Annotated in this window: 16 protein-coding genes; 11 read left to right on the forward strand and 5 right to left on the reverse strand. The window is 63.6% G+C overall.

What is annotated here, in order from left to right:
- The first annotated feature begins 403 nt into the window (after positions 1–403).
- Positions 404–1,339, forward strand: coding sequence for a quinoprotein relay system zinc metallohydrolase 2 (locus J6595_RS02635; RefSeq protein ID WP_209592868.1), 936 nt, complete (start codon positions 404–406; stop codon positions 1,337–1,339).
- A gap of 191 nt (positions 1,340–1,530) precedes the next feature.
- Positions 1,531–2,382 carry a quinoprotein dehydrogenase-associated SoxYZ-like carrier gene (locus J6595_RS02640; RefSeq protein ID WP_209592869.1) on the forward strand — a complete coding sequence of 284 codons (852 nt, stop codon included), beginning with the start codon at positions 1,531–1,533 and terminating at the stop codon, positions 2,380–2,382.
- Between the two features lie 72 nt (positions 2,383–2,454).
- Here J6595_RS02640 and J6595_RS02645 read toward each other — a convergent pair whose 3' ends face one another.
- Positions 2,455–3,603: an acyl-CoA dehydrogenase family protein gene (locus J6595_RS02645; RefSeq protein WP_209592870.1), complete on the reverse strand. Its 1,149-nt coding sequence runs from the start codon at positions 3,601–3,603 to the stop codon at positions 2,455–2,457.
- Between the two features lie 88 nt (positions 3,604–3,691).
- Positions 3,692–4,894: a pimeloyl-CoA dehydrogenase large subunit gene (pimC, locus tag J6595_RS02650; protein ID WP_209592871.1), complete on the reverse strand. Its 1,203-nt coding sequence runs from the start codon at positions 4,892–4,894 to the stop codon at positions 3,692–3,694.
- Positions 4,895–5,269: 375 nt separating this feature from the next.
- Here pimC and J6595_RS02655 point away from each other — a divergent pair, with 375 nt between their 5' ends.
- The 6 genes from J6595_RS02655 (at position 5,270) to J6595_RS02680 (ending at position 13,036) form a co-directional block, all read left to right on the forward strand.
- Positions 5,270–5,770, forward strand: coding sequence for an SRPBCC family protein (locus J6595_RS02655; protein WP_209592968.1), 501 nt, complete (start codon positions 5,270–5,272; stop codon positions 5,768–5,770).
- An 8-nt stretch (positions 5,771–5,778) separates the two neighbouring features.
- Entirely contained in the window at positions 5,779–6,789 is a 1,011-nt protein-coding gene (locus tag J6595_RS02660) for a beta-propeller fold lactonase family protein (protein ID WP_342453068.1), read from the forward strand.
- A gap of 344 nt (positions 6,790–7,133) precedes the next feature.
- Positions 7,134–7,451 (forward strand): hypothetical protein, encoded by a 318-nt coding sequence (locus tag J6595_RS02665; protein ID WP_209592970.1) that lies wholly within the window; start codon positions 7,134–7,136, stop codon positions 7,449–7,451.
- Between the two features lie 298 nt (positions 7,452–7,749).
- Positions 7,750–8,916, forward strand: a complete 1,167-nt coding sequence (locus J6595_RS02670; protein ID WP_209592872.1) for an efflux RND transporter periplasmic adaptor subunit — start codon at positions 7,750–7,752, stop codon at positions 8,914–8,916.
- A complete protein-coding gene (locus J6595_RS02675; RefSeq protein ID WP_209592873.1) occupies positions 8,913–12,041 on the forward strand; it encodes an efflux RND transporter permease subunit in 3,129 nt (1,042 codons plus the stop codon). Before J6595_RS02670 ends, J6595_RS02675 begins: the two co-directional genes overlap by 4 nt.
- Positions 12,042–12,649: 608 nt before the next feature.
- Positions 12,650–13,036, forward strand: coding sequence for a MarR family transcriptional regulator (locus tag J6595_RS02680; RefSeq protein ID WP_209592874.1), 387 nt, complete (start codon positions 12,650–12,652; stop codon positions 13,034–13,036).
- Between the two features lie 104 nt (positions 13,037–13,140).
- On the opposite strand, the gene J6595_RS02685 is transcribed toward J6595_RS02680, so the two are convergent.
- The 3 genes from J6595_RS02685 to J6595_RS02695 all read right to left on the reverse strand — a co-directional run bounded on the left by J6595_RS02685 (position 13,141) and on the right by J6595_RS02695 (position 16,696).
- On the reverse strand, positions 13,141–13,569 hold the full coding sequence (locus J6595_RS02685; protein ID WP_209592875.1) for a response regulator: 429 nt from the start codon (positions 13,567–13,569) through the stop codon (positions 13,141–13,143).
- A 94-nt stretch (positions 13,570–13,663) separates the two neighbouring features.
- The gene (locus tag J6595_RS02690) at positions 13,664–14,296 is read right to left on the reverse strand and encodes a response regulator transcription factor (protein WP_209592876.1); all 633 of its coding nucleotides are present in this window, start codon (positions 14,294–14,296) and stop codon (positions 13,664–13,666) included.
- 168 nt (positions 14,297–14,464) lie between these two features.
- Positions 14,465–16,696, reverse strand: coding sequence for a two-component system sensor histidine kinase NtrB (locus J6595_RS02695; RefSeq protein WP_209592877.1), 2,232 nt, complete (start codon positions 16,694–16,696; stop codon positions 14,465–14,467).
- Positions 16,697–17,231: 535 nt separating this feature from the next.
- Here J6595_RS02695 and J6595_RS02700 point away from each other — a divergent pair.
- The 3 genes from J6595_RS02700 (at position 17,232) to J6595_RS02710 (ending at position 21,165) form a co-directional block, all read left to right on the forward strand.
- On the forward strand, positions 17,232–17,624 hold the full coding sequence (locus J6595_RS02700) for a response regulator (protein WP_209592878.1): 393 nt from the start codon (positions 17,232–17,234) through the stop codon (positions 17,622–17,624).
- Between the two features lie 285 nt (positions 17,625–17,909).
- On the forward strand, positions 17,910–19,679 hold the full coding sequence (ggt, locus tag J6595_RS02705) for a gamma-glutamyltransferase (protein WP_209592879.1): 1,770 nt from the start codon (positions 17,910–17,912) through the stop codon (positions 19,677–19,679).
- Between the two features lie 229 nt (positions 19,680–19,908).
- Positions 19,909–21,165: a sensor domain-containing diguanylate cyclase gene (locus tag J6595_RS02710; protein ID WP_245197544.1), complete on the forward strand. Its 1,257-nt coding sequence runs from the start codon at positions 19,909–19,911 to the stop codon at positions 21,163–21,165.
- The last annotated feature ends 17 nt before the right edge of the window (positions 21,166–21,182 follow it).

Here is a 21,182-nt window from a genome sequence, read left to right on the forward strand (position 1 = left end):
AATATTCTCGAATATTTCTGAGATTATACTTCTGATTGTTTCGAATTCGGATCCTAGTGTAACATCTTCCCGCGGATAGGTCTTGAATTTTGCTGATGACAAGGGATCTGGATCTGACGGGAGTGGCGTGCTGACACGCATGCAGCCTACGGGCGACGGCATCGAGCCGAAGGGTATGACCCGATTTGGCGCGCCCTTCTAAGTTTCCGATACAACCTTTCCCAGCGTCACCCCATCTTGCAACGCAGCAATTCAGGGTCAACTTGCCGCATTCCGACCCGGCTTGCGCCACCTATGCCGCCAATCCCGCGGCTCCGGGATCGCAATTGTGCCACAAAACCCGTGGTCCCATCCTGCCGCGAGGGCGCATAGTGGCGAATTCTGACGCTGGGAGGACAGGACGATGGCGGGTCGAGCACGCCGTTTCCGGGCAATTCTTGCAATCGCGGCATTCGGCTGGATGGCGCAGCCAGGCGCGGCCGCGCAGGAGGATTTCATCGAGATTGCGCCCGGCATCCATGTGCGCCATGGCGCCATTGCCGAAGAGACACCTGAAAACCTCGGGGCCATCGCCAATATCGGCTTCATCGTCGGCGACGACGCCGTTGCGATGATCGACAGCGGCGGCAGCGTGCCGGACGGCGAGGCGGCGCTCGCAGCCATTCGCAAGGTCACGACCAAGCCGGTCAAATGGCTCATCGTCACGCACATGCATCCCGATCACACCTTCGGCAACCAGGTGTTCGATGCGGCGGGCGCGACGATCATCGGCCATCGCCGGCTGCCGGCCGCTCTTGCCGCCCGCGCCGACTTCTACAAGCAGTCGATGCGCCCACAGATCGGCGACGCGCTCGCCGACGAGGTGACGATCACCCTCCCCGACGAGACCGTCGCCGACGAGCGACGCATCGATCTCGGCGGCCGGACGATCGTCATCAAGGCCTGGGACACGGCCCACACCGACAACGATCTGACGGTCTTCGATGAAAAGACGCGGACGCTGTTCGCCGGCGATCTCCTGTTCATCGAGCATGTGCCGGTGCTCGATGGCTCGCTCAAGGGCTGGCTAGCGCAGCTCCCTGCGCTGGCGGCCATCCCCGCAAAGCGCGTCGTGGCCGGGCACGGCCCTGTCAGTGCGCAATGGCCGCAAGCGCTGGAGCCGGAAAAGACCTATCTCGAAACGCTCGCGGCGGATATCCGCAAGGCGATCAGCGAGGGCGTGCCGCTGGCCGAGGCAGTCCCGGATGCGGCGGCGAGCGAACGGCCGAAATGGCGGCTGTTCGACGATTACAACCCACGCAACGCCACCGCGTCCTTTGCCGAACTCGAGTGGGAATGACACCATGACCCGTGGCGACCGGCAGGCTGTCTCACGCTGGAAACCGGCAGCGAGACGCGGCGGCCTCCCGGCGACGTGATGGCGCGCCCCCTTGCCGTAAGGGTGTTCGCAAGCAAGATGCGACAGGTGGTATCTGCCCATGCGGAACGGGAGTTCGCAAGGACCGGCGGAAACCCCATGGGAGGAAAATCATGTCTGCAACCGATCCGATCCGCCTTTGCACCGCGCGCGGAGCCATCGTCACATTCACCGCCGGCCTGCTGATGACATTCAGCGTTGTCACACAGGGACATGCCCAGACGGCGGCCTCCCCCGAAGAGAAGGCCGCCGAGGCCGATTCGGCCTGGACGGCCCTCAAGCCGGACCTTTTTGGCGACAAACAGCTCATCGAGGGCACGAACACCATCGCCATCGAGGCTCCCAAGCGGGCGACGGACCCGGCCGTCGTTCCGGTGAAGCTCAGTTTCGATCCGAAGATGGCGGTCAGAAAGGTCACGCTCGTCATCGACGAGAACCCCTCTCCGGTCGCGGCGACGTTCGAATTTGCCGAGGACGCGAAAATCGCCGCGCTTTCGACGCGCGTCCGCGTCAACGCCTATACCGACATCCACGCCGTCGCCGAGACGGCGGATGGCAGGCTCTATGTGACCAAGACTTTCGTGAAGGCGGCCGGTGGCTGCGCCGCGCCGGCGGCGAAGGACGCGGAACTTGCTGCGCGGCAGATGGGCAAGATGAAGATGCGGCAGTTCGAAAGCGCCGGTTCCGGGCTTAACGAGGCGCAGCTCATGATCCGTCACCCGAACAATTCCGGCCTGCAGAAGGATCAGGTGACGCTGCTCTATATCCCGGCGCACTTCATCACCGACCTTGAGGTCGACAAGGGCGGCAAGACCCTCTTCACCATGACCGGCGGCATCTCGATCTCGGAAGATCCAAGCTTCCGCTTCAGCTACGCAGCAGGCGATGCCGGCCCGTTCCATGCCCGGGCGACCGACACCGAAGGCCAGGTGTTCGAGAAGACCTTTACCGGCGAGCAGTCCTGAGCGGCAGGCTCGGGCGACGGCACATTCAGGATGACGCTCGATTTCCGGGATCGGACGCTGCGGACCGCCGGCCTAGTCCTCGTCGAGCCCGCCCTGCGCCGCCACGACGGAAAGGTGGTAGTCGGCATCGCCGAGCATCAGATCGATCATCGCCTGGCGTTTGAAGTGATGGGCGATCTCGTATTCCATGGTGACACCGACGCCGCCATGGAGCTGCACGGCATTCTGGCCGACGAAGCGGCCTGAGCGCCCGATCTGGACCTTTGCTGCCGAAATCGCGGCACGCCGCGCCGCGTCGTCGTCCTCGCCGGCGTTCATCGCGGCAAGGAACATCATCGAGCGGGCCTGCTCCAGCGCGATATACATTTCCGCGGCCTTGTGCTGCAGCGCCTGGAACGCGGCGATCGGCACGCCGAACTGCTTGCGCTCCTTGATGTAGGCGGTGGTCAGCTCGACCATCCGCTGCATCGAGCCGACAGCCTCGGCGCACAGCGCCGCGATCGTTTCGGCCTCGATCCTTGTGATCGTCTCCCACGCGCCTTCCGGATCGCCGAGCACCGCCTCGTTCGGCACGAAGACATCCTCGAAATTCAGCTCCGCCGCACGCATGCCATCCTGGGTGGGAAAGCCCCGGCGCGTCAGCCCTTGCGCATCGGCCGGGACGTGGAACAGGCCAAGCCCGGTTGTCTCGCCCAGCGAGCCCGCGACGCGCGCGGCGACGATGAAGCCCGTCGCAGAATCCCCGTTGAGCACCAGCGTCTTTTCGCCCGAAAGCCGGAAGCCCTCTCCATCCAAGGCCGCGCTCATGGCGATGCGCGACAAGTCGTAGCGCGTGCCGCGTTCGGCAAAGGCGAATGAAAGCCGACTCGTGCCTTCGACGATGCCCGGCACGAGCTTTGCCCGTTGCTCGGGCGAGCCGGCATGGCGCAGCGCCGCGCCAGCCATCACCACCGTGGACAGATAGGGCTCGACAACGAGCGCGCGGCCGAAGGCTTCGGCGACGATCATGGTCTCGACCGGCCCGGCGCCGAGGCCGCCATCGTCCTCGTCGAAGGGAATGGCGAGAAGGCCGAGCTCGGCGAAGGACTGCCAGATCGCCTCGCTGAAGCCGAGGGGCTCCGCGCGGTGCTTCTCGCGGCTTTCAAAGCCGTATTCGGAGCGCAGGAGCCGCGTGACCGAATCCTTGATCAGGCTCTGTTCCTCGGAGAGTTCGAAATCCATGTGGGTCTCCCAAAATCGGTTCGTCGATCACAATCGTTGGCGGGGCTCGTGGCCCGAGGCTTTCAAGTCGGCGCCGGGGCGCCCCTCCTCAAAGCCCGAGGATCGCCTTTGCGATGATGTTCTTCTGGATCTCGTTGGAGCCCCCGTAGATCGAGACCTTGCGATAGTTGAAATAGTTCGGCGCGATCGGGGCCGCGTAGTCCGGGCCGACGGGCGGCTCGTTGCGGCCGTCCTGATCCTCGGCCTCAAAGGGCAAGGCGAAGGGGCCGATGGCTTCCATCAGGAGTTCGGTCGCAGCCTGCTGCAGCTCGGTTCCCTTGATCTTCAGGATCGAGGAGGCCGGGTCCGGCTTGCCGTGACCGCTCCTCGCCTCCGTGGAGACGACGCGCAGCTGGGTCATTTCCAGCGCCTTCAATTCGATCTCGACGGCCGCCACCTTCTGCCGGAAGCGCGGATCGTCCCAGACGACGCCGTCGCCGGACGGCTCGGCCCTGGCGATCTCCTTCAGCCGGCGGATCCGCTCGCGCGTGGCGCCGACCGCGGCGATGCCGGTACGCTCGTTGCCAAGCAGGAACTTGGCATAGTCCCAGCCCTTGTTCTCCTCGCCGACGAGGTTTTCGACCGGCACCCTGACGTCGGTGAAGAACACCTCGTTGACCTCGTGCCCCCCCTCGATGGTGCGGATCGGGCGCACGGTGATGCCGGGCGTCGTCATGTCGATCAGGAGGAAGGAGATCCCCATCTGCTTCTTCGGGGCGGCCGGGTCGGTGCGCACGAGACAGAAAATCCAGTCGGCGTACTGGCCGAGCGTCGTCCAGGTCTTCTGGCCGTTGACGACGTAATCATCGCCGTCCCTGACCGCCCGGGTCGAGAGGCCGGCGAGATCCGAGCCCGCGCCCGGCTCGGAAAAGCCCTGGCACCACCAGTCGTCGAGATTGGCGATCCGCGGCAGGAAGCGCTGTTTCTGGGCATCTGAGCCGAAGGTGTAGATGACGGGTCCGACCATCGAATGGCCGAAGGGCAGCATCTGCGGCGCCGGAGCGCGCTGGATCTCGTCCTGAAAGATGTACTGGCGGATCGGATCCCAGCCGGTGCCGCCGAACTCCACCGGCCAGTGCGGAACCGACCAGCCCTTCTCGTTGAGAATGCGGGTCCAGCGCACGAGCTGGTCCTTGGAGACGTGGCGCCCGGCGCGCAGGGTCTCGGTCACGTCTTCCGGAACGTTGTCGGCGATGAACGCGCGAACCTCCTGTCGGAATGCCGCTTCTTCCGGGGTGAATGTCAGGTCCATGGATCGTCCTCCCGATCGGTTTTGACGGCGCGTCCCGTCGGCGCCCCGAAGCGCCATCCCGCGCCAGGGCAGCGCCTTCGATCGCAACATGTGCACCTTGTTGCCGGAGCGCTCAAGTCACAAGCCGCAGCGCCGTCGCCACCCGCGCCTTTCGAGGCGGCGCGTCGATTGTGATGGCCGCAGCATAATTGACGAATACGTAAGAGTAAATTCCTGCGCGGGCGTCGCGGGAGTGTCGAATGGCGCAAGGCCGGGCCTTTCCCTCGCCCCGCGTTGTGGCTAGGCTCGCCCCGGGCCGTGGTTCGGGTGGGCACCGAAACTGGAAGAGGAGACGGGCCTTTGTTCAAGAATTTGGCCGCATTCGTTGTCGCGCTCATGATCCTGCCCGGCATCGCCGCGGCACACGGACCGACGCGCCAGAAGGCGAGCGTGACGATCACCATCGACGCGGCGCCTGAAAAGGTCTGGGCCGTGATCGGGAATTTCGGCGATATGTCCTGGCATCCGAAAGTCGCCTTGACCGACGCTCCCAAGGGCAACGAGAAGGGCTCTGTGCGGACGCTGGGCTACACCTCCGGCGGGATGATGGAGGAGGAACTCTCCAAATATGACGCCGGCAAGATGAGCTATTCGACCTTCATCGGCCATGTGAACATCGACGTTCTGCCGGCGACGAACTACTCTTCGACGATCACGGTAAAACCCGCAGATGGCGGCGCCAAGTCCGACGTGACCTGGCGCGCGGCCTTTTACCGCGGCTATCCGAACAACGATCCGCCGGCCGAACTCAATGACGAGGCTTCGGTGAAGGGCGTGACGGACTTCATCACCGAGGGTCTCGAGAATTTGAAGAAGACGGTCGAATCGGGCTCGTGAGCCCGCCGGTGAGTGCGCCAGCGCGCCAGTCGGTCAGCGTCATTGCGCGCTGCGCCTCGGCCGTCCTGCTCTGCGCCATACTTGCGCTAGCCGCGCCGTCCGGCGCGGCGGCGGGCGACATCGGCTATGTGACCAGTCAGGAAGCGGGAACCCTCTCCTTCGTCGATCTGGACTCGATGAGCGTCGAAAAGACGATTGCGGTTCCCGGCAAGCCGGCGGGAATCGCGGTCAGCCGGGATGGCCGGCGGGCCTATGTCTCTCAGCCGGAATCAAAGCAGATCGCCATCGTCGATACGGTCAAGCGCGAAGTCGTCGGCGAGGTCCGGGTCGACGGCGGACCGCTCGGCATCGCGGTTCATCCGTCCGGATCGCCGGTCTATGTCGCCGACTGGTATTCCCATTCGCTGCTTCTGGTCGATCCGGAAAAGCGCGCGGTGACCGGCCATTTCGAAACCGGCCAGTCGCCCTCGGGCGTCGCGGTATCGGAGGACGGCGAGGTTGTGGTGACGGCGGACCGCGATTCCAATCAGCTGTCCTTCTTTGCCGCCAAGACGGGCGAGGTGATCGCCCGTGTCGTCGTCGGCGAGCGGCCCTTCGGCGTGTCGTTCTCGCCTGACGGAAGGCGGGTCTATGCGGCGAATGTCGGCTCGAACAGCGTCAGCGTCGTCGATGCCACAGGCCATTTCGTCTTCAGGACGGTGCCTGTCGGCTCGCATCCCTATGACGCGATCGAAACGCGGGACAGGGTCTTCGTCACCGACCAGTATGGCGGCACCGTCACCGTGTTCGATCCCGACGACGGCAAGCCGATAGCCGAGCTCGAATGCTGCGACTATCCGGAGGGAATTGCCGCCGGCAGCGACGGCCGCTTCGTCTATGTCGCCAACTGGTTTGCCAACACGCTCGTGAAGCTCGACGCCGAGACCCTGGACGAGGTCGGCAGCGTCGATGTGCCCGACGGGCCGCGGGCCTTCGGTGCCTTCGTGCGCGCGTCTCCGCCTGGCGTTGCGGCGAAATAGCAAAGGCCGGTCGAGATCGGGAAGGTTTCCCGGCCGGTTCTGCGTGAAAAGGAATGCTCTCCCGCCACTTGGCACGGCTGGAGCGGGCGGGCACGCGATCTCGTTCGGGAGGAGGCTTGATGAAGACGATCCAGACTGTGCAGATGGGTTTCGCAGCGGCGGTTCTGTCCGGAGCTCTCGTTGCAGGAATGGCGATCGAAGCAAGCGCCCAGACGGGCGGTCCGCCGCCACCACCTGCGTCCGATGCTCCGATCAGCAGCCCGGCTTCGGCCGCTGCGCCCTCGGCGACCGGGATCGACGCGCCCGGCCAGGAGAGCCTCGTCACCGGCGAGGCCGGCACCACCATCGCGCCAAAGGACCCCGGCGGCCTCGCCTCGACCACCCGGGCGGACTATCCGACGACGGCGATCTCGGACTACGTCTTCGCCTGCATGGCGACCAATGGCGAGACCCGCCAGGCGCTGCAGCAGTGTTCCTGTTCCTTCGACGTCGTCGCCTCGATCATTCCCTATGATCGCTATGTCGAGGCTTCGACCTTTCTGTCCATGGGGCAGGTCGTTGGCGAAAGGGGCAGCCTGTTCCGGGAATCGGCGGAATCGAAAGCCGCGATCGGCGATCTCAGACGCGCACAGGCCGAGGCGGAGATCCGCTGTTTCGAATAGGCCGGCCGGCCGCCCCCGTGCTGTTCTCGCGGCTCGAAAGGCGATCCAGGCACCAGGATGGTGACCAACCTCGGCCTCGTGAGGCAGAAAAGACTTAGCGCAAGGTCAAGCCTCTTCGCATCACGCTTTGCCAAAGCCGTTCCGGTCTTTCAGGCCGATGCGCCATAAAGCCCGCTCGAAGGTCTCGCGACGCGTATACCATTCGTAACATATCGATACCGCACAAGCATGGAAGCGCAGGGGCGCGAGGTTTATGTCTGGCGCTTGTTGGAATAGCTGAAGCTGGGTGCGGGCGCCGATGCAGATCCTCGGGAAAACCAGGCGATTTGTCCTTCTCTTCGCAGCGGGCGCTGTCATCGTCGTCGCTTGCCAGCTCGGATTCGGCGGCTCGAGCCAGAGCGGCGATGCCCCGCTGCGCGCGGCGCAGGCAAGTTCGGCTGCCGCCGAGAACACCACTCCGGCCAGCCTCACCGTCACCACCGACAAGGTCCGCCGTGAAACGATCGGTCAGGCCATCGTGGCGAACGGCGTCGTCGCGGCTCACCGCGAGGTGATCATCGGCTCGGAGGCGAGCGGACTTCGCCTGACCGACGTCCTCGTGACCCAGGGCGATCACGTCGAGGCCGGCGCCGTTCTGGCGCGGCTCGACAGCTCGCTTCTGAAGGCGCAGATCGCCGAACAGGATGCCGCGATCGACAGCGCCAAGGCAACGCTCGCCAATGCGATCTCGACCAGCGAACGCAGCCAGCGTCTGATGAAATCCGGCACCGTATCGAAAGAGACGGCGGAATCGAACGCAACGACGGTCGCCACCGCCCGCGCCAGCCTCGCCCAGGCCGAGGCGGCGAAGGAAACCCTCAAGGTCCAGCTCGAGCGCACCGAAATCCGCGCGCCCTTCGCCGGGATCGTCTCGGCACGTCCCGCCGTTCCCGGCATCATCGTCCAGTCCTCGACCGAAATCGCCCGCATCCAGGAAGACGGCGCGCTCGAGGCGCGGGTCGACGTGCCCGAGCAGGATGTCTCCGCCCTGACGCCCGGCGCAAACGCCACGGTGACCGGGCCCGACGGGCGGTCGATCGCGGCACGGCTGACCTCGCTCGACGAAGTCGTCGACACCGACACCCATCTCGCGCTGGCCGTCATCGCGCTGCCGAAGGATTCCGGTCTCAAGGCCGGCATGTTCGTCACCGCAAAGATCGAGGCCGGGGGCAGCGACAGCCTCACCGTCGCCGACAAGGCGTTGACCTGGCAGGACGGACAGACCTCCGTCTTCAAGGTCGCGGCCGACGATACCGTCGCTGCCGTACCCGTCGAGGTCGGTGCGCGCAGCGAGGGCCGCGTCGCCATTTCCGGCGATCTTGCCATCGGCGATCGAGTGGTGACGAGCGGCGCCGGCTTTCTCCAGGACGGCAACAAAGTCCGGCTCGTGACGGAGCAGGCCGACGCCGATGGAGACGGCAAGTGAGGAACATTTCCGCCTGGGCCATCCGCCATCCGCTGCCGACGATCGTCCTCTTTCTGGCGCTCGCTCTTTCGGGCGTCTGGGGATTCATGCAGCTGCGCATCAACAACATGCCCGACATCGACTTTCCGATGGTGAAGGTCACGGTCACGCAGACCGGCGCCTCGCCGACGGAGATCGAGACGCAGGTCACCGATCTCGTGGAGAACGCCGTCTCGACGATATCGGGGGTCGAAAGCGTCTCCTCGACGATCAGTGAAGGCTCATCCGTCACGGCGATCGAGTTCGAACTCGACACCAATCTGATCGAGGCGACCGACGACGTCCAGAACGCCATCGACGGGATCGCCAGCCAGCTTCCGGACGCGGCGGACACGCCGCTCGTCACGCGGGTGGACGCCGGCGACAATGCGATCCTGACCTATGTGGTCAACGCGCCCGACATGAAGCCGGACGACCTGTCCTGGTATGTCGACGAGGACGTCTCGAAGGCGCTTCTTGCCGTCGACGGCGTCTCCAAGATCGAGCGCTCCGGCGGCGTCGACCGCGCCATCCTCGTCAAGCTCGACCCGGCCCGGATCGACGCCTACGGAACGACCGTGAATGCCGTCACCACGGCGCTCGCCGCCCAGAATCTCAACCAGGCCGGCGGACGCACCGTCATCGGCGGCACCGAACAGTCGGTCCGCACCCTCGGCAGCGCCGGTTCGATCGCCGAACTCGAAAACACGCCGATCACGATCGGCGCCGGCAAGTCGGTTCGCCTGGCCGATCTCGGCGAGGTCGTCGACGGATGGGAGGAGCCGCGCAGCCGGGCCCGGCTGAACGGCGATGAAGTCGTCGCCTTTTCCATCTACAGCGCCAAGGGCTCCAGCCAGATCGGCGTGACCAAAGCCGCGCGCGCCGCCGTCGAGGCGCTCGACGCCAAGAATCCGAATGTCAGCTTCACCGAGGTGACGTCCTCCTCGGATTTCGTCGAGGAAAGCTATGACGCCGCGATCGAGGCGCTCTGGCTCGGGGCGCTGCTCGCCGTCGTCGTCGTCTTTCTCTTCCTGCGCGACATCCGCGCCACGATCGTTGCGGCGACGGCGCTGCCGCTGTCCCTGATCCCGACCTTCGCGGTGATGGCCTGGCTCGACCTGTCGCTCAACAACATCACCCTGCTCGCCCTGTCGCTGGTCGTCGGCATCCTCGTCGACGATGCGATCGTGGAGATCGAGAATATCGTCCGTCACATGCGCGAGAGCGGCAAGAGCGCCTTCGATTCCGCGATCGAGGCGGCCGACGAGATCGGCCTTGCCGTCGTCGCGACCACCGCAACGATCATTGCGGTCTTCGTTCCGGTCGCCTTCATGCCGGGCATACCGGGCAAGCTGTTTGTCAGCTTCGCCATCGCGGTCTGCGTTTCGGTCACCTTCTCGCTCGTCGTCGCCCGCCTTCTGACGCCGTTGATGGGCGCCTATCTCGTCAAGGCCGGCAGCGGCGCGGCGGAGGCCGACACGCCGTTCTGGGTGCCTGGCTACCTCGTCATCCTGCGCCAGGCGCTTCGGTTTCGCTGGCTGACGGCGTTTCTCGGCATCGCCTTCTTCGCCGGCTCGGTCTATGTCGCAATCGGTCTGCCGACGGAATTCATGCCCTCCTCCGATCGCGGACGCGCGCTCGCCTCGATCGAACTCGTTCCCGGCTCGACGCTGGCGGAAACCGACGACGTCGTCAAAAAGGTCAGCGCGATCCTGAAGAAGCAGCCGGAGGTGGAAAGCGTCTTCGCCTCGATCGGCACGGCGACCGAAGGCGGTGGCGGCCCGCAGCGAAACACCACGGCCAGCGTCAACTCCGCCACCGTGACGGCCAATCTCGTGCCCGTCAGCGAACGCAACGTAAGCCAGCAGGTGTTCGAAAAACGCCTTGCCGGCGCCTTCGACGACATCCCCGGCGCAAGGGTCCAGTTCGGCGCCGACAACCAGTCCGGCTCCAAGGTGAAGATCACCCTGGCAGGACCCGACAGCCAGAAGCTGTCGGAGACCGCCAACGAGCTGGCGGCCGAGATGCGCGACGTGCCGGGGCTGCTCAATCCGATCTCGGATGCGGCCGCCGCCAAGCCCGAGCTCGTGGTGAAACCCGACAAGCAGCGCATGGCGAGATTCGGCATCACCCCGACAGACGTCGCGAACCTCTTGTCCGTCGCGACGATCGGCGCCAGTGAATCGGCTCTCGCGAAATACAGCCTCGGCGACCGGCAGGTCTACATCGTGCCGACGCTCACCGACGACGCCCGGGGCGATCTAGACCGCATCAAGGCGCTGAAGATCGAAGGCACCTCGCAGACGGTGCCGCTCGGATCGATCGCCACCTTCTCCTTCGGCGCCGGGCCGACGACGATCACCCATTACGATGGCGACCGCACGGCCAGCGTCGAGGCAGAGCTGTCCGGGCTCACGCTCGGCGAAGCCCGCCAGGCGATCGCGGCGCTGCCCGTTATGCAGAAGCTGCCGGCAGGCATCGGCGAAAAGGCGCAAGGCGACGCCAAGCGGATGAACGAAATGTTTTCCGGCTTCACCATGGCGATGGCCACCGGCGTTTTGCTGATGTTCGCCACGCTGGCGCTGCTGTTCAACTCCTTCCTGCAGCCGATCACCATCCTCACCGCCCTGCCCCTGTCGATCGGCGGCGCCTTCGGCTTCCTGTGGCTGACGGATTCGGCCGTCGCAATCTCGGTCCTGATCGGCGTCCTGCTCCTGATGGGGATCGCGGCGAAGAACTCGATCCTGCTGGTCGAATACGCCATCGTCGCCCGGCGCAGCGGCCAGGACCGGCTCGGCGCGCTGATGGACGCGGCGAGAAAGCGTGCCAGACCCATCGTCATGACCTCCATCGCCATGGCGGCCGGCATGGCGCCGCTGGCGCTCGGCCTGGGTGCGGACGCCGAAACGCGGGCGCCGATGGCGATCGCGGTGATCGGCGGGCTCGTCTCCTCGACGCTGCTTTCACTGGTCTACGTGCCGGTGGTCTACACCATCATCGACGACCTCGAGCGCATCCTTGGCCGCCTGCTCGGCCGGCTCCTGCCAAAGCAGGATAATGCGGCGACCACAGCGGGTCCCGGCACGGCCGCAACGCCGGCAGAGTGAGGCCCCGCGGGCTGAACGCATCGCCGGAAGATGGGTGGAAACACCCGGTGCCCAGCGAGGGCCAAAGGTTCGACACGGCGGATTCTTGCCACCTGCGGCAGTCCGCCGCGGCTCTCTCCGGCAGTACATTCACAGTTGCGTGAACACCGCATGTCCAGCGACGAGAGCGTGCAGGGACCAACGGTCGCAAGACCGGCGAAGCCATTTTTTTCAACGGGCTAAATGGCGATGCGACCATATGGCGCAAACAATGCGAAAAGTGAATCTAGATCAGAATCTTAGATTCCATTGCCATATCGGTTGTGAGCCAAAAATTGCGCGAGACATCGATAGATCAGATTCGATCCTTCACCCTAATTCTAAGCTAAAATTAAAATAACAGCGCATTTCAGATACGTAGAACTGCATATTTTCACGCCTGAATTTAACATGCCATTTCCCTAGCGCTGTCCGCGCAAGCGAAATGGCGAATCGGTTCCAGAGTTGAAAATTCGTATCAAAACAGGAGTGACAGGATGCAGAAGCAAGACGTCGCCTACCCAGCGAGTTTCATACTTGCGGACGTGGCAAGGTTGATGCGTGTCGAGCTCGATCGATGTGTGACGGAGATGGGCCTCGACCTGAGCGCGGGGGACATTCGCGCCCTCATGAGCATTGCCCGGGCCGACGGCGTGAGGCAGTGCGAGATTGCCAAGGCGATGAATGTCGAACCGATGACCATCTCGGCCTATCTTGATCGGCTGGAGCGCAACAGTCTCGTCCACCGCAAGCAGGACCCCATGGACCGGCGTGCGCGCATCGTCTTCGTGTCGGAGCGCGCCAGGGAGGTGATCAACCGGGTACGCCCGATGCTGGACATGGTCTATGAAGAGGCCATGAACGGCGTCGATCCAAGCCAGCGCGAGTCGACGGAATCGGCCCTCGAAATGGCCCGGAGCAATCTCAGCTTGCGGCGCACTCGCGATGTGGGGGCGGCCAATAGCGCTTTCGGCTGAACCACCGCATCGGCCTGAAAATCAGAGTCGATTTTCGGCAGATACGATGCGGCGATTCAAAGAGTTGGAGCGCCCTTCGTCCGTGCTACCGGACGCATGGCGCTCTAACAACCATCGATCGGCTTGTCCGATTTGGTGGCTTCCCCGGCCATTCCCGTCACGATGGCCGCTATCTTCACGGCCAGGTCGTCGCCGTCCACCGGCTTTTCCAGGACGGCCTCCGAAAGGCTCATCAGATTCTTCATTTCGCCCCGCTCGATCCGGCCGCTCATGAAGATGACCGGCGTGTCGATCCCGCGGCTGCGCAGCTCGGACAGGAACTCATGACCGAGGCCGTCGCCGAGCTGGACGTCGAAGATCAGGATGCCTGGCTGCTGATCGAAGTGTGCGGAACGCGTTTCGCTAATGGAGAGGAACGTCTGAACCCGAGCGCCGTGGATTTCCAGAATGGTGGACAACGATTCACAGATCGCCTCGTCATCGTCGAGGAGATAGACGTTCACCGCATCGAGGAGCTTGGCCCGATCAGCCATCCATTCAGATCATCGCCTCGCATCGAGATTCGATTTCCATATTTTCAGTCATGGCGAAGCGGCATTCAATACGTATTAACGACTAGACAGAAAGCTATCGGCCGCGCGGCCGGGATTCGGCGAGATAGACAAGGCCGATCAGTTCGGCGAGGTTCTGCGCCTCGACCTTCCGCATAATGTTCGTGCGATGGATCTCGACCGTGCGGCGAGATATTCCAAGATCGTCGGCGATGACCTTGCTCGGTGCGCCGGCGGCGACGAGCGAAAGGATTTCCCGTTCACGCGGCGACAGTGACGAGAGCCGCAGGATTGCCCGATTGCGCGCCTCCATCTTTTCGCGGATCGGCCGCGAGCGCTGGATCGCGGTTGCCACGGCCTCGACGAGTGCGTCGTCTTCGAACGGTTTCTCGATGAAGTCCTCTGCGCCGAGCTTCACGGCCTCGACCGCGGAGCGAACCTCTCCGAATGCGGTGATGACGATGATGGGCAACGGCGGATCGGGGCTCTGCGAAAGACGCCGCTGCAACTCGATGCCGGTCATCCCGGGCATCCGCAGGTCTACGATCAGGCAATCGAACGATTTTTTCGAGGCTTCGTCCCCGATCAGATCGAGCAAGGCCTGCGCCGTTTCGAAGCCGTGAACGACGTATCCCCGGGTCTCGAAAAGCGCCGTCAGCGATTCCAGGACCGCGCTGTCGTCATCGATGATCCCGAGGACGCCTGTCATCTGATCTTTCTTTCCTCCCCGAGGAGCACCTGCTTTCGTTGGAGCGAAGCAGCTTTGAAACGTTACGTCGTTGGATTTTATGACACACCGGGGCGTTTATGCGAAGGACGCGTTTTGTCGCCGCCCTTCCCGGAAGCTCGCGCGGCGCGCTTCGAAGACGAAGCAGACCTACAGCTTCTCTGCGAAGACCGGCGCGTCCGCTACCGGCAGCAAAAACTCGAAGATGGCGCCCACGGACGAGCTGCGAACGCGCAGGGTCCCGCCCTGTGCTTCGACGAGGGAGCGGCAGATGTTGAGGCCGAATCCCATGCCCGCGGGTTTCGTCGTGGTGAAGGGCTCGAAGAGGTTTTCCAGAATGGCGTCGTCGACGCCTCCACCGCTGTCCGCAAAACTGACCACAACGGCGTCATCGGCCTGCCGCGTAGTCACGGTGAGCATCCGATTCTGCGACAGGGCCATGGCTTCGATGGCATTCTGCGCAAGGTTGGCGACGATCTGCTGGACGTGAACGGGATCCACGAGGACCTGAGGCAGGCCCACGCCATAGTCCCGTTCGAGGGCGATGCCATCGCCCTTGCGGCCGAGGAGAATGAGGGAAAGCCCTTCATCGATGACGTCGTTGATGTTGGCGCGCGTCACGTTCGTCTGGCGATTGCCAATGAAATTTCGGACCCGACGGACGATCTCGCTGGCCCGATTGGCTTGTTCGACCGCCTTTTGGGCATAGGTCGCCGAGCGGGCTTCCTTCAGCACGCCGCTGTCCTGCTGCAGCCGCTGGATCGAGCGAATATAGTTGATGATCGCGGTCAATGGCTGGTTCAGTTCGTGGGCGAGCGTCGCTGCCATTTGTCCGGCTGCGGTGACCCGTGCCGTATGGGCGGCTTCGGACTGAAGCTTCTGAAGATTGCGGGCATCGGCCAGCGCCCGGGTGATGTCGCGGGTAATCGCCGAAGCTCCGACGATCTCGCCGGCAGCATTGCGGACCGGCGAGATCGTCAGCGAGACGTCGAGTCGGTTGCCGGCCTTGTCCATGCGCACGGTCTGGAAATGGCCGATCCGATTTCCGCTGCGGAGCTGATCCATGATCCGGCTGAGTTCGAAGCGCCGATCCTCTGGTACGATCAGCTCGAGCTTCTGCCCGATGGCCTCTTCGGGCGTATAGCCATAGAGCTGCACGGCCGCCTCGTTCCAGGAGGTGATGACGCCCTCAAGATCCTTGGTCACGATGGCATCGAAGGAAGACCCGACGATTGCGCTGAGGAGAGCCTCACGCTCCATGTAGCGGGCGATTGCACGCGCAAGAGCGCCGACTTCACCGCTCGCATGGGTCGCCAGAGGAACTGCCCTTTCGCCGGAGCGGTTTTCGACGGCACGCGTCAGCGCCTGGATCGGGCGAACCAGCCCTCTCGCAATGACCACCGCGACCATCACCGCCACGAGGGCCGCCAGAAGTCCGGCGGTGAGGATCGCTTTCGAAAATGCCAACCTGGTATCGGCAAGAAGGGCACTGGTCGGTGCGGTCTGTATGACCGTCAGTCTCCGCGATCCGGCAAGGGTGACCGGCCAAACCGCCGCCGCCGTCTCGACCCCGGCCTCGTCGAAGACGAACACCGAACTGTCGGCCGTGGCAAGAACCGCCGAGAGCGCCGGCCGATCGGCAAGGATGTCGTAGTCCTCGCCGGTTTCGAAGCCGAAGACGCGCTCAGCATCCTTCGGGTTGACGAGGTAGTTGCCCTGCTCATCGAGCAGACTGATCGCGCCAATGAGGTTGTCGGGCCTTTGCAGCCGCGACAGAGCGGGACGCATGTCGATATTGACGATGACGAACATCTTTGGCGGCCCGCCCCCGACGAAAACGGGTTTGGCCATGCGAATGGTCGGGACCGGCGGATTTTCGATCTCGCCGTTCTCCCGATTGTAGTTGAGCGGCGAAACGTAGACGCCATTCGAATCAAGCGAAAGCGCCTTGTCGAAATAGGGCTGAGCGGCCTTGGACTGTAGGTTCGCTTCGCTGACGCGGGTCGGGCCATTTTCGGCACTGCGGCGATCGACCCGCACGAGTTCCAGGCCCCGATCCGCCTTGCCGATCAGGCGGATCTGGTCGTATCGCGGCTTTGCCTCGAGCAGGGCGGCGAACTGGCCGGCGATCGCCGTTTTGAGGGCCTCGGCCTCCTGCTGACGACCGCCGCCTTGCAGCGACGCCAGCTCCATGACCGAGGGTAGACGCGTCAGGGCTTCGACGTCCTCTTCCGACGTTGCGACATAGGTTTCGAGATACCCGGCCGTCAGTCCCGTGCTGGCCTCGAAGTTCTTCAAGGCCAGAGGCAGCGCGGCGTTTCCGGTCCGAAGATGGATCAGAAAGCCGGCCAGAAGAGTAGCGGTGACGACAACCGCAGTCATCGCGAGAGCGAGTTTGCGAGCGAGAGTCACTCTCGCCCTGCTGAATCGAGACAGGTCCTGGACACGGGTAAAGGCCTTTCTTCCGCCAGAGACCGCAGGTTGCCATACAACCTCCTGTAACTGCCGGTGTCAAATCTTGCTTCGCACAGATCGTTATATAACAGTACTAATTCTGCACGTTGCTTTGACGGCCATGCAATTTCATGATCATACGATAATTGACCTCAACCTTTCCACGAGACTGAACCCGCCGATCACCGAAGAGCGAGATTACCCGCCGGCGCAACACTAAACCAAGAGTGGCGACGATTGAACATACGGCCCGGCGGTCTGCCGGCGGCTCCGCGGTCGGATGGCTTCTCCGGCTCGCGAAAACAAGCCGTTCATCTCGGCCCCTCGGAAAGTACGTATTGCCAAGATCATCTGAATGATCGAATTTACTACACCTGTACATTGAAATATAAGTAAATTCATCGGATGGTATCATCCTTATAATGTACTTCTCCAGAACAACGGTTATGGTGTGGATACGAACATGAAACGTAGCGTCCTCATAATTGAAGATGACCTGATCGTCGCTCTGGCTCTGGAGGATATGCTGATCGAGATGGGTTTGGAGATCTGCGACACCGTCATCAGTGAGGATGACGCGGTGGAAGCGGCGATCCGGCACCACCCCGATATCGTGGTCTCGGACTTTCATCTCAAAAACGGAAACGGAGTTTCAGCCAGCCTGCGAATCCAGAGCGTGATGGACGTCTCGGTCCTCTTCATCTCCGGGAGCCGCAAAGAGGTCGAGCAGCGCGTTCCCACGGCGATCTGCATAGACAAGCCCTTCACGCTCACGAGCGTCGAACGCGGGCTCACGGCCGTGCTTTCAGCCTGCCAGGCCCGTGCCGATCCATCGGTGAGCGGACCCCACGTTTGAACGCAACACGGATTCACTTCGCGAGATTGGGATCGAAAGTCGTCCGCCGTCGAGGTTGCACAGATCAATCAGGCAAAACAGCTTCGAACAGCGACCGACTTTCAGCCGAGCCCCTGCTTTCCTCCCGGCCGGGGCTCGGCGCATGAGGGGCCCTGATCGGTCGAACCGATCAGCGAACTGAAACGCTCCTCGATGCCGAAATCGGACCGCTGTTGCGGCACATCTGGAGATGTTGGCTCGCCCCGTCATTCCGGCTATCACTCAACGATCAGAGGGAGCCCAACGATGACGTCACTCCGCCCGGTCCTCGCAGCCGCCATTGCCGGGCTCCTTCTTGCCATTCCCTGCCGCGCCCAACAGGCGGCAGATGCTGTAGAGCCTGAAGCGCCAACGGGCATGCGCCCTGTCTCGACAGAGCCGGCGAAGGCTACGAAGTTCATGGTCGCCGCGGCCAATCAGCTTGCCGCCGAGGCCGGGCTTCAAATCCTGAAAAAAGGCGGCAACGCCATCGACGCGATGGTGACGACACAGCTCGTCCTCAACCTCGTCGAGCCGCAATCCTCCGGCATCGGTGGCGGAGCGTTCCTCGTCTATTTCGACGCCAAGGCCGGGCGGCTGACCACCTTTGACGGCCGCGAGACCGCGCCCGCCGCCGCCGATCCGACGCTGTTTCTCGACGAGGCGGGCGATCCGCTGTCGTTTTACGACGCCGTCGTCGGCGGTCGCTCGGTCGGCACCCCCGGCACGCTTCGCCTCATCTTCGATACCCATGAACGCTTCGGCGCGCTCGACTGGAAAACCGTGGTCCAGCCTGCGATCGACCTTGCGACGGACGGCTTCAAGGTCTCGCCGCGGCTTCATGCGCTGATCGTCGAGGAGGGCCAGCGCCTCAAGCGCTTTGCCGGCGCGCGCGATTATTTCTTCGATGCAAAGGGCGAGCCGCTGAAGGTCGGCGCGATCCTGAAGAACGAAGCCTTCGCCAAGACGCTTCGGCTGATCGCGGACAAGGGCGCGGCCGGCTTCTACGAGGGCCCGATCGCCGAGGACATCGTGCGGACCGTCCAGAACGCCGAAGGCAATCCCGGGCGTCTGGCCCTCTCCGACCTCAAGAACTACCGGATCGTCGAGCGCGAGCCGGTCTGCCTGACCTATCGGGCCTATGAGGTCTGCGGCATGGGGCCGCCCTCCTCCGGCGCACTCACCGTCGGCCAGATCCTCGGACTGATCGAACCTTTCGACATCGCGGCCCTTGGCCCGGGCAGCGCGAAGGCCTGGCGGCTGATCGGCGACGCCTCGCGCCTCGCTTTCGCCGATCGCGGCCGCTACATGGCCGACATCGACTATGTGCCGATGCCGCTGCGGGGGCTTCTCGACAAGGACTACCTCGCCACCCGCTCGAAGCTTCTCATGGGTGACACGGCGCTGGCCAAGGATGCGGTCGCCCCCGGCACGCCGCCCTGGGATCACGCCATGCTGCGCGGCGATGACGTCGCCATCGAGCTGCCCTCGACCAGTCATTTTTCGATCGTTGACGGAACGGGCAACGTCGTCTCGATCACGACGACGATCGAGAACGGCTTCGGCTCGCGGCTGATGACAGGCGGCTTCCTTCTCAACAACGAACTCACCGACTTTTCCTTCGAGACCCATGACGCGGACGGCGCCGTGATCGCCAACGCCGTTGCGCCGGGCAAGCGCCCGCGCTCGTCCATGGCCCCGACGGTGGTGATGCAGGACGGCAAGCCCGTGCTCGCCATCGGCTCACCGGGCGGCAGCCGGATCATCGGCTATGTCGCCGAAGCCCTGATCGCCGTCCTCGACTGGAACATGAACGTGCAGGAGGCGGCGAGCCTGCCGCATCTCGTCAACCGCTTCGGCACCTATGACGTCGAGGCCGGCACCGATGCGGCCAAACTCGCCGGCCCGCTCAGCGACCTCGGCTTCGAGGTGAAGGAGGCCGACCTCAACTCCGGCATTCACGCCATCGCCATCACGCCGGAAGGGCTCGAAGGCGGCGCCGATCCACGCCGCGAGGGTGTGGCCCTGGGAGAGTGATTGCGCCGGGATGGTTCGGGGTCGGTCCGCGCGGCGGACGCTTTGCCGCTCCTTCAGTTTTACGGTTTTTTCATCGAGGTACCGCAATCCATTCAAGGAAGATTTTTCGCTCTCTTCCTATAGTGTCTCTCTTCAGGTCTGAAGATAAGATAAGATGACGATTGCGACCCTCATGGCTCACTCTAGCCGGTCTCAAATATACGATCTTCAGAGCGCCATTTCGCGATCGATGGCGTTGATCGAGTTCTTCCCTGATGGTCATATTTCGTTTGCCAATGAAAATTTCCTGAAATTGATGGAATACCAGGAAGGCGAAGTCATCGGGCAACATCATTCGATGTTTCTAAAACCGATGGATCGGGACCATCCGCACTATCGGGCCTTCTGGGAGCTTCTTCGCAGCGGCGAGTTCGTCCGCCGCGAGTTTTGCCGTGTTGCCAAGAGCGGGCGCGAAGTCTGGCTGCAGGCCAGTTACAACCCCGTGATCGACGACCAGGGCCGGGTTCGCAGCATCGTGAAGATCGCCACCGATATTACGGCGGACAGGCAGCGTTCGGCGACGCATCAAAGCACACTGGAAGCGATCTCCCGCTCGACGATCATGGTCGAGTACACCCTGGACGGCACCATCCTGTCGGCCAATGCCAAGTTCGCGGCGCTGATGGGCTATGACGTCCAGGATTTGCTTGGCCGCAACCACTGCAGTCTGGTGCCCTCCGCAGGCGCCGCCGGACCGGCTTACCGGACATTCTGGAACCGGCTGAGATCGGGCGAATCCGTCGAGGACGAATTTGCCTACGTTTCAAGATCCGGGTGCAGGATCTGGCTGAAGGCGAGCTACAATCCGATCCTCGATGCGTCGGGACACCCCTGCTCGGTGATGATGATCGCCACCGACATCACCGATCGGCTGGAGCAGAACGCCGAATCGGAACGCCTTGCCCTGATCGATCAGCTGACAGGCGTCTCGAATCGGCGTGGCTTCGACCTTGCCCTTGCCGCGACGACCAGCGAGCGGGCATCGCGGCCGGAGCCGGTGTCGCTGCTCATCCTCGACGTCGACAACTTCAAGGCCTTCAACGACAGCTATGGACATCAGGTCGGTGATCGCTGTCTGCAGGTGATTGCCCGGGCGGTCGAGCTGGCGGTCCAGCAGCATCCGAACGGCCTCGTCGCGCGCTATGGCGGCGAGGAATTCGCCGTGATCCTCTCGGACACCGGGCCTTTAGAGGCCCTGCGCATCGCCGACGACGTTCGCACCAAGATCGCCGAGCTCGCGATCGGACATCCCGGCAATACCGGCTGGGGCATCGTCACCGCCAGCATCGGCAGCGCCACGCTGGTTAAGGCGCAGCGCCAGGGGACGGCGAAGGATCTCGTCGCCGCCGCCGACGCCGCGCTTTACGAGGCCAAGCGCAGTGGTCGCAACCGGACGGTCGCCGCTGCCACTTTTGGTGAAGAAAGCCAGGTCGAGCCGGCATCGTGATCTCTGGATCGGTCCCG

Origin of the sequence: Jiella mangrovi (assembly GCF_017815135.1) — a bacterium.
Taxonomy (GTDB): Bacteria; Pseudomonadota; Alphaproteobacteria; order Rhizobiales; family Rhizobiaceae; genus Jiella; species Jiella mangrovi.